Origin of the sequence: Streptomyces sp. NPDC001668, assembly GCF_042893155.1 — a bacterium.
Lineage (GTDB): Bacteria > Actinomycetota > Actinomycetes > Streptomycetales > Streptomycetaceae > Streptomyces.
In genome coordinates, this window is record NZ_JBIAUQ010000001.1 from 952,961 (window position 1) to 961,375 (window position 8,415).

The 8,415-nt window shown below is 73.1% G+C and carries 9 protein-coding genes; 5 read left to right on the plus strand and 4 right to left on the minus strand.

Annotation, left to right across the window (positions count from 1 at the left end; all coding sequences use genetic code 11):
- Positions 1-377: 377 nt before the first annotated feature.
- A complete protein-coding gene (locus ACFYZ8_RS04275) occupies positions 378-1,343 on the minus strand; it encodes a YihY/virulence factor BrkB family protein (RefSeq protein ID WP_388538419.1) in 966 nt (321 codons plus the stop codon).
- Between the two features lie 61 nt (positions 1,344-1,404).
- Positions 1,405-1,953 (minus strand): YciI family protein, encoded by a 549-nt coding sequence (locus ACFYZ8_RS04280; protein WP_359032571.1) that lies wholly within the window; start codon positions 1,951-1,953, stop codon positions 1,405-1,407.
- Positions 1,954-2,162: 209 nt separating this feature from the next.
- On the opposite strand from ACFYZ8_RS04280, the gene ACFYZ8_RS04285 reads away from it, so the two are divergent.
- A complete protein-coding gene (locus ACFYZ8_RS04285) occupies positions 2,163-3,353 on the plus strand; it encodes an MFS transporter (protein ID WP_388538703.1) in 1,191 nt (396 codons plus the stop codon).
- Positions 3,354-3,414: 61 nt separating this feature from the next.
- Positions 3,415-4,029, plus strand: coding sequence for a dihydrofolate reductase family protein (locus ACFYZ8_RS04290; RefSeq protein ID WP_388538417.1), 615 nt, complete (start codon positions 3,415-3,417; stop codon positions 4,027-4,029).
- Here the strand turns inward: ACFYZ8_RS04290 and ACFYZ8_RS04295 are convergent.
- Positions 3,987-4,973 carry an alpha/beta fold hydrolase gene (locus ACFYZ8_RS04295; protein WP_388538415.1) on the minus strand — a complete coding sequence of 329 codons (987 nt, stop codon included), beginning with the start codon at positions 4,971-4,973 and terminating at the stop codon, positions 3,987-3,989. The two genes, ACFYZ8_RS04290 and ACFYZ8_RS04295, sit on opposite strands and share 43 nt — an antisense overlap.
- 167 nt (positions 4,974-5,140) lie before the next feature.
- On the opposite strand from ACFYZ8_RS04295, the gene ACFYZ8_RS04300 reads away from it, so the two are divergent.
- Together ACFYZ8_RS04300 and ACFYZ8_RS04305 are read left to right on the plus strand one after the other, a co-directional pair.
- Positions 5,141-5,662, plus strand: a complete 522-nt coding sequence (locus tag ACFYZ8_RS04300; RefSeq protein ID WP_359032562.1) for an SMI1/KNR4 family protein — start codon at positions 5,141-5,143, stop codon at positions 5,660-5,662.
- A gap of 78 nt (positions 5,663-5,740) precedes the next feature.
- On the plus strand, positions 5,741-6,253 hold the full coding sequence (locus ACFYZ8_RS04305; RefSeq protein WP_359032560.1) for a GNAT family N-acetyltransferase: 513 nt from the start codon (positions 5,741-5,743) through the stop codon (positions 6,251-6,253).
- A 22-nt stretch (positions 6,254-6,275) separates the two neighbouring features.
- On the opposite strand, the gene ACFYZ8_RS04310 is transcribed toward ACFYZ8_RS04305, so the two are convergent.
- Positions 6,276-7,199 carry a ketopantoate reductase family protein gene (locus tag ACFYZ8_RS04310; RefSeq protein WP_388538413.1) on the minus strand — a complete coding sequence of 308 codons (924 nt, stop codon included), beginning with the start codon at positions 7,197-7,199 and terminating at the stop codon, positions 6,276-6,278.
- A gap of 117 nt (positions 7,200-7,316) precedes the next feature.
- Here ACFYZ8_RS04310 and ACFYZ8_RS04315 point away from each other — a divergent pair, with 117 nt between their 5' ends.
- Positions 7,317-7,547 carry a DUF2277 domain-containing protein gene (locus ACFYZ8_RS04315; protein ID WP_284434319.1) on the plus strand — a complete coding sequence of 77 codons (231 nt, stop codon included), beginning with the start codon at positions 7,317-7,319 and terminating at the stop codon, positions 7,545-7,547.
- Positions 7,548-8,415 lie beyond the last annotated feature (868 nt).

Here is an 8,415-nt window from a genome sequence, read left to right on the forward strand (position 1 = left end):
TCTGGCGGCCTGGCGGTGAGACCGCCGTCCGCGGCCTCGTGGCCCGACTGGGGAGATGGCCGCGCCCCGGTCTCATGGTGCCGACGGTGAGACCGTGTCTGTGGTCTTACGCCAAGTATCGGGAGATGGCTGCTCCCGGCCTCATGCCGCCGGGCCGGGGCCCACGCCCGGGAGCTCGCGCCCCTCACCGGGAGCTCATGCCCCTCACCGGGAGCTCGCGCCCCGACCGGGAGCCCCCCCCCGGGGCCTCCCACCCCGACCGGGAGCCCCCCCCGGGGCCTCCCACCCCGACCGGGAGCCCCCCCCGGGGCCTCCCACCCCGACCGGGAGCCCCCCCGGGGCCTCCCACCCCGACCGGGAGCTCTCTCCCCCCGCCCTCATTCACCCGTCCCGGGATCCGGGTGCACCGCCGACTCGATGCCCGCGCGGGCCGCCTCCAGTTGGGCGGCGAAGGCGATGCCGAGGAACAGTGCGACGGCGGTGAGGTTGGCCCACAGCAGGAGGGCGATGAACGCCGTGAGCGGCCCGTACACGGCACCGAAGGCGCCGCTCTTCGCCACGTACAGCGCGAGCAGCCAGGTGGCCGACACCCACAGCAGCAGATGCACGGCCGAGCCGAAGGCCAGCCAGGTGTAACCGGGCTGCACCCGGCGCGGGGACCAGCGGAAGATCACCGCGGAGGCCACCCAGGCCAGCGCGAGCCCCACCGGCAGGTCCAGCACGCTCCACCAGCGCGGCCCGCCGCTCTCCCGGCCCGCGGACTCGGCCACCGCGTCGCCCACCGCCTCTCCGGCGACCAGCACGACGAAGCCGAGGACCAGGGGCAGACCGGCGGCGACCGCGAGCACGATCCCGCGCGCGTACTTGCGCGGGAAGGGACGGTCGCGCTCGATGCCGTAGATCCGGTTGGCGCCGCGTTCGATCTGGCCCATGGCCGAGGCGAGGTTCAGCAGCGCGAAGCCCAGACCGAGCCACAGGGCGAGCGTGCTCCAGACACTGCCGTGCGCGGTGCGCCGGGTCCCGTCGAAGGCGTCCCTCACGATGTCGGCGCTCGCGCCCGGCACGATCCGGCCGAGCGTGAGCTCGATGATCCGGCCCACCCCCTCCGTGTGCACCGACGTGGCCAGACCGACCAGCGCCACGGTGCACGGCACGAGACCGAGCACCACCTGGAAGGCCAGGGCCCGGGCGTTGGTGAAGCCGTCGGCGTACCGGAACCGCGCGAAGGAGTCGGCCAGCAGCCGCAGGCCGCCGTAGTGGCGCAGGGCGGTGAACGCCTCGTCTCCGGAGAGCTCGTCCCCGATCATGTCCCGGGTCTGCGGGACGCGGACGGCGGTACCCATGGCGTGGACGCTCCTTGCTCGGACGGCTGGTCCCTGTGCGGTTGCCCCGAGAACCGGGTTGTCAGCGTCGTCCGCCGAACTCCCACTCGTGGACCTCCACCGCCGCGTACCGGTCCGCGGTCAGCACGGCCCGGGCCCGGTCCGGATCCGGGGCGCGGACCAGGGCCGCCGTGCCCAGCCAGCTCGTGGCGTCGTCCGAGAGCAGGGGGCCGTACGCGATCAGGTCGTCCCTTTCGGGCGGTACGGCGAGGTCGGCGGCCTCTCCCGTGCCGAGACCGAGCACCAGGTACCGGTTGCCACCGGTCCGGCCGCCGGGGAAGTCCCACATGGTGCGGCCCAGCAGGTTGCGCCAGCGCCGCAGCAGCACGTCCCGGTACGCGCCGGCCTGGTAGTTGGGCTCGTCGAACGCGAACGCCCGGGCCGCGGCGGGGTCGGGCAGATCGACGATGTGCACGCTCCCGGTGGGGGTCTCGCCGTCGGCGGCGAACGTCGGTCCGCGGGCGATCAGTTCGGCCGCGTACCGGTCCATGTAGGACCAGTGCGCTTCCGCCAGCTCCTCCCGCAGGGGCAGGGAGCCGGGCCGGTCACGGTGGTAGCAGAAGAACTCCATGGCGAGGAGCGTGGCCCACCGAGGACTCCATCTCAACGGCATTCGCCCGGCCGCGAGTCCCCGGACAGGCCAGGGTGATCACATGGCTTTCGTCCAAGCGTCGTCGCTGCTTTGTCCATGGACCGCTCCGTGACCGGCACGCGAGGGTCGGTCCATGGGTGCGGATCTTCAGGATTGTCGTGCGTAGCCCGGCGGTCGAACGGCCACGGATGCCGACCGGGCTGGTGGCGCTGGCCGTCGGCGGGTTCGGGATCGGTCTGACCGAGTTCCTGATCGCCGGACTGCTGCCCCAGGTGGCGTCGAGTTTCGCGGTGTCCGAGGCGGTCGCGGGCCGGCTGATCTCCGGGTACGCGCTGAGCGTCGCGGTCGGCGCGATCGCCCTGACCGCGGCGACCGCCCGGCTGCCCCGCAAACACGTCCTGGTCGGCCTGGTGGTCCTGTTCGTCCTCGGCAACCTGCTGTCCGCGATCGCGCCCAGCTACCGGGTGATGCTGCTCGGGCGGATCGTCGCGGCCCTGTGCCACGGCTCCTTCTTCGGCATCGGCTCCCTGGTCGCGCGCAGCCTGGTCGCACCGGAACGCGCGTCCCGCGCGGTGGCCGTCATGTTCGCCGGGCTGACCGTCGCGAACGTCCTCGGCGTGCCGTTCGGCGCGCTCGTCGGGGAGCGCTGGGGCTGGCGGGCGGCGTTCTGGGCGGTCACCGCGGTCGGCCTGCTCGCGCTCGCGGGAATCGTCGCGTTCGTGCCGAGCCGTGCCGCGGGGACCCCACCGACGGCCCCCACCGGCCTGCGCGACCAGCTCCACGCGTTCCGCTCCGGCCAGGTCTGGCTGACCCTGGCGGCCACCGCGCTCGGCTACGGCGGGATGTCCGGCGCGTTCAGCTATATCGCCTACACGTTCACCGAGGTCGGCGGCTTCTCCTCGGCGGATGTCGCCTGGCTGCTCATGGTGTACGGCGTCGGCCTGGTCGTCGGGAACCTGATCGGAGGGCGGGCCGCCGACCACGACCGCGACCGTACGCTGCTCCTCGCCCTGGCCGGTCTCACCGTCACCCTGGCCCTGTTCGGGCTGCTCGCCGCCCATGCCACGGCGTCGGTGGCGCTGGTGTTCCTGATGGGTGTGTTCGGGTTCGCCGGTGTGCCCGGCCTGATCACCCGCGTCACCGACCACGCCCAGGGCGCCGCCCTGGCCGCAGGCGCCAACGTGTCCGCGTCCAACATCGGCAACGCGCTGGGCGCCTGGGCCGGAGGCCTCGCCATCACGGCGGGCCTCGGCTACCGCGCGCCGCTCTACGTGGGCGCGGGCATCGTGCTCGGCTCCGTCGCCGTCATGGCCGTCGCCGCGCATCGGGCGAGGCCGTCGTCCGGGCGCCGGGACAGCGAGCCGGCGGTGCGGCGATGACTCTCGCGCGCGGCGCAGGTCTCAAGGGGACGAGAAACGCGCTCCCGAGAGAGGACCGGCCATGGAGAACCCGCAGAACGTGCACACGGCGCAGGTGGCGGACACGGAGCCGCAGACCGCCGCGGGCAAGGTGCTCTGGCACTTCACGATGTCGCTGGACGGGTTCGTGGCGGGTCCCGGGCACGGGATGGACTGGATGGAAGGGGTGTCCTTCCGGCCGGGCCTCGTCGAGGAGTACGCCGTGACGACCGGGGCCGTGCTGGGCGGCCGGGACGGCTGGGACGCCTTCCCCGATCCCGGTGCCATCTACGGCGGCGCGTGGCAGGGCCCGCTGTTCGTCCTCACGCACCACCCCGAGGACGCGGATCCCGTCGCCGGCGTGACCTTCCTGGACTGCGATGCCGCCGACGCGGTCCGGATCGCCCTGAAAGCGGCCGGCGGCAAGAACGTGGAGGTCTTCTCGCCCACGATCGGCCGGCAGCTCCTCGAACGCGGACTGATCGACGAGATCGACCTCCACATCGCACCCGTCCTCCTCGGCGACGGGATCCGCCTGTTCGACAACCCCGGGGGCGTCCCCGTCCGCCTCGAACATCTCAACGGCGGTGACGGCACCGCCGCGTTGAACGTGCGCTACCGCCCGGTGACGACGGCTCCCAGCCAGTCGGTCAGGTGACGGCCGACCTCCTCGGGCCGTTCCTGCTGGATCCAGTGGCCGCAGCCGTCGAGGAGATGGGCGGCGTGCAGGCCGGGGAGGGTGGCGGGGAAGGCGTCGATGGCGTCGGAGAGCCAGGTGGTGGAGGCGTCCAGGGTGCCGCCCAGGAACAGCGAGGGCTGACGGACGGGCGCGCCCGCGTAGGCGGCCAGATCCTTCCAGTCCCGGTCCATCGCCCGGTAGCGGTTCAGGGCGCCGGTCAGTCCCGTCCGCTCGAACTCCCCTGCGTAGACGTCGAGATCGTCCTCGCTGAGCCAGGCCGGGAGACGGCCGGCGGGGAAGCGGTCGCGCAGCCGCCCGCCGGGTGCGACGAAGTGGGGGTCGGCGGGCACGGGGCCGGAACCGGCCGTGGGCATGGTGTCGGCCGAGAGCGCGGCGTAGAAGCCGGCGAGCCAGCCGCGTACGTCCGGCTCGATCTCCCGCTCGGCCCGGCCCGGCTCCTGGAAGTAGGAGACGTAGAACTCCTCCTCCCCGCCGATCCCCGCGAAGACCTCACTGGGGCGCGGGCCGCCGGGCGGGGTGTACGGCACGCTCAGCAGGGCGACCGCGTGAAAGACGTCCGGCCTGAGCAGGGCGGAGTGCGCGGCGATCGTCGCGCCCCAGTCGTGCCCGACGACCACCGCGGAACGCTCGCCGAGCGCCTCCACCACGGCCGCGTTGTCCGCCACCAGCTCGGTCATCCGGTACGCCGCCACCGACTCCGGCTTCGAGGAACGGCCGTATCCGCGCACATCCACGGCGACCGCGCGGTATCCGGCCGCGGCCAGCACCGGCAACTGGTGCCGCCACGAGTACCAGGACTCCGGGAAGCCGTGCAGCAGCAGCACCAGGGGCCCGGTGCCCTGTTCCACGAGGTGGATCCGGCCGGCGGGACCGGGGACCAGACGGTGGGCGGGGTGCGGCATGGGGGTCCTCCGTGCGTACGACGGTGTGGTGTGGTGCGGTGCGGTTACGGCTGACGGACTGCTGCTCACGACGAGCGTGCAGTGTGCGGCGGCGCGGTGCGAGGCTTTTTGCCGGTTCGGCAAACGCGCGGGCGGGGACGGTGAAGCGGGGTTCGTAGGATGCGTTCGTGGCAGGGTTTGACGAGGTCAAGGCGACGTTCTGGGACGAGGGCCGGTATGGGGGTCAGCCGCGGTTGACCGACGCGGTCGTTCAGGATGCCGAGCGTCGGCTCGGTGTCCGTCTGCCGGTTTCGTTGCTGGAGGTCCTGCGGGTCCGGAACGGCGGCGCGGTGGCGGAGTCGTGGAACGCGTTCCCGACCGAGGTGCCGACCTCGTGGAGCCAGGACCATGTTCCGCTCGACGAGATGATGGGCATCGGCCGTCAGGACGGCCGATTGTCCTTGCTGGACACGCCCTACCTGGTCGAGGAGTGGGATCTTCCGTCTCCTGTGGTCCTGCTGTCCGGTGATGGTCACTGCTGGATCGCTCTCGATTACCGGGTCTGCGGAGAGCGCGGGGAGCCGTCCGTGATCTGGTTCGACGTGGACGACGGCACGGAGCTTCCGCTGGCCGCGGATTTCCGGACGTTCGTCGAGCGGCTGACCGCGGCCGCGTCGTTCGATCTCAAGCACACGGACGGCGACCTGTAAGTGGTCGGGCCGCCAGGTGGGGCGAGACAGGGATCGAGGCCGGGGGCGTTGTCAGACCCGACGCCTAATGTGGCTGACATGGATACGGAGCAGGTGCGGCTGGTGCCCTGGGCGGAGGGTGACTTCTGGCTGCTGGAGCGGATCAACAGCCCGGAGATGACGGACCACCTGGGCGGGCCCGAGAGCGAGGAGAAGCTCGCCGCGCGGCATCGGCGGTACGTCGAGCTGTCGTCGGGGCGGATGTACCGCGTCACGCTCGCGGAGGGCGGGGAGACCGTGGGCTCGGTGGGGTTCTGGGAGCGTGAGTGGCGGGACTCCCTGATATGGGAGACCGGCTGGGGGATCCTGCCGGAGTTCCAGGGACGGGGACTGGCCGCGCAGGCGGCCCGCGCCGTCGTGGAGGAGGCACGGGCCGCCGGGGAGCACCGATATCTGCACGCGTTCCCGAGCGTGGAGCACACCGCGTCGAACGGCGTCTGCCGCCGGGCGGGCTTCACCCTGCTCGGACAGGCCGAGTTCGAGTACCCGAAGGGCCACTGGATCACGTCGAACGACTGGCGGTTCGACCTGACGGGCGGAGACGGCCGCTGAGGGCAGGTTTGCGGGCGGACCGTCAGGTGGTGGAGCCCGTGGCGTCCGACAACTCCCGTACCACCCGGGTCGCGACAGGCACCTTCACGCCGTGCCGGTCCGCCGCGCGCAGCAACGCCCGGCCGATCGCGTCCAGTTCGAGGGGACGCCCCGCCTCCGCGTCCCGCTGCATCGAGGACTTCATCCCGGGCGGGAAGGCGTCGTAGCGGGCGAGGGCCTGGGCGGGATCGGCGGGGCCGCCGCAGGCCGCGCTGACCGCGGCGGTCTCCTCGACCAGGGCGGTCAGCTCCTCGCGGTGGCGGGTGCGTACCTCGCCGAGGGGGAGGCCGTGCAGCGTGGTGAGCAGGGCGAAGGGGGCGAGGAAGGACATCTTGGCCCAGAGGGCGGCCGTCTCGTCGTCCAGGACGCGGGTCTTGAGACCGGCCGCGGCCAGGGCGGAGGCCAGCGCGTCGAGGGGGCCGCGGGGGACACCGTCGCCGGTCAGGTCGAGTTCGGCGAAGGGGCTGCCGTGCTCGATGACGCCCGGCGCGATCCTCGTCGACTCCACGCGGATCACCGCGGGGGCTACCCGGTCCGGACGGTAGCGGGCGCGCAGGGTCGCCGGGTGCTCGACGCCGTTCAGGAGGGGGACGAGCAGGCCGTCGCCCAGGACGGTGGGCGACACACGGTCGAGGGCGGAGTGGAGGGAGGTGTGCTTGACGGCGATCACGCAGGCGTCGACTGGTTCGCGCAGCTCGGTGTCGGCCTCCACGGGGGTTGTGAAGTCACCGAAGGCGGCGCTGCGGACCTGGATGCCGGCCGTGCGCAGGGTGGCCGCCGTGTCGTCGCCGGCCAGGCAGATCACCCGGTGCCCGGCGCGGGCCAGCAGGGCGGCGAGGAGGCCGCCGGTGCCGCCCGGGCCCAGGACGGCGACGGTGGGTTTCCGGTGCGCGAAGTCGTGTGCCATGTCGGGGTGTTCCTCTCGTCGGTCGGCCCCGGGGTCGGTGGCCGCCTCGGTGAGGATCATGACATTCGGAACGGGCGGACGGAAGCGCCGATCCGCCCGGGGAGGGAGACTGTCGGTATGTGCCGCAGTATCAAGACGCTTCGTCCGCCTGTGTTGCCCGAGGAGGCGACGGAGGAGGAGATCCGGGCCGCCGCACTCCAGTACGTGCGCAAGGTCTCGGGCTTCCGGGCCCCCGCCGCCCACAACCGAGAGGTCTTCGAACGGGCCGTGGAGGTGATCGCGGAGGCGACGGCGGAACTGCTGGCCGGGCTGGAAGTCCGGGGAGCGGCCCGACGCGAGGCGGGGTGACCCAGCGACGCTCCGGCTCGCGCCGTTTCGGCTGACGCCGCCCGCAGCCGCTTGCAGTCCGCGACCGCCTGCTCCAGCTGCCGGGCGACGGGGGCGGGGGCGCTGTGTCCCTGTGCTGCTGCACCGGGTGCCTGCGTGCCGCCGCCCTCGCCGTCAGTGCGTCTGCCTCGGGTGTCGTCGCATCGCGCGCTGTGTCCCTGTGCGGCCGCACAGCGTGCCGTGTGCCGCCAGCCCTCGTCGTCAGTGCGTCTGCTTCGGGTGTCGTCGCATCACGTAAGCGGTGTCAGTCCCCGGCCCGTACAGCCGCGCTCGACGGCGCCCCGACGCGTACGTCCACTCGCCGCCCCCCGTCGCCTCAGCGGGCCCCCGCCTGCTCCGGGCGCCGTTGCATGACATACGCCGCTACCGGCCCCGCCCGAGCCGCGGCCACCGAAACCCCGTCGCGTACGTCCAGTCGCCCTCGCGGTCGCAAGCCGGCGTCTGCTCCAGGAGTGGTCGCATCACGTACGCGGCCCCGGTCCCGGCCCGTACAGCCGCGCTCGACGGCGCCCCGACGCGTACGTCCACTCGCCGTCGCCCTCGGCACGCTTGCGCCCGCTCCGGGCCTCGCCGCCCGACGTATGCGGCTCAGCCTCAGCCCGAACAGCGTGCCGCTGTCGCCCTCGGCCCCAACAGCGCCGCCCCGTCCCTCTCAGCGCGCCCCCGCCTGCTCCGGGCGCCGTTGCATGACATACGCCGCCACTGGCCCCGCCCGAGCCGCGGCCACCGAAATCCCCGACGCGTACGTCCACTCGCCGTCGCCCTCGGCACGCTTGCGCCCGCTCCGGGCCTCGCCGCCCGACGTATGCGGCTCAGCCTCAGCCCGAAC

What these genes read in the sequence shown, in the direction of transcription:
- ACFYZ8_RS04305 (WP_359032560.1), top strand. Translation starts at nt 5,741, where the DNA reads ATGGATACGGAGCAGGTGCGGCTGGTGCCCTGGGCGGAGGGTGACTTC.
- ACFYZ8_RS04315 (WP_284434319.1), top strand. Translation starts at nt 7,317, where the DNA reads ATGTGCCGCAGTATCAAGACGCTTCGTCCGCCTGTGTTGCCCGAGGAG.
- ACFYZ8_RS04285 (WP_388538703.1), top strand. Translation starts at nt 2,163, where the DNA reads ATGCCGACCGGGCTGGTGGCGCTGGCCGTCGGCGGGTTCGGGATCGGT.
- ACFYZ8_RS04295 (WP_388538415.1), bottom strand. Translation starts at nt 4,973, where the DNA reads ATGCCGCACCCCGCCCACCGTCTGGTCCCCGGTCCCGCCGGCCGGATC.
- ACFYZ8_RS04310 (WP_388538413.1), bottom strand. Translation starts at nt 7,199, where the DNA reads ATGGCACACGACTTCGCGCACCGGAAACCCACCGTCGCCGTCCTGGGC.
- ACFYZ8_RS04290 (WP_388538417.1), top strand. Translation starts at nt 3,415, where the DNA reads ATGGAGAACCCGCAGAACGTGCACACGGCGCAGGTGGCGGACACGGAG.
- ACFYZ8_RS04275 (WP_388538419.1), bottom strand. Translation starts at nt 1,343, where the DNA reads ATGGGTACCGCCGTCCGCGTCCCGCAGACCCGGGACATGATCGGGGAC.
- ACFYZ8_RS04280 (WP_359032571.1), bottom strand. Translation starts at nt 1,953, where the DNA reads ATGGAGTTCTTCTGCTACCACCGTGACCGGCCCGGCTCCCTGCCCCTG.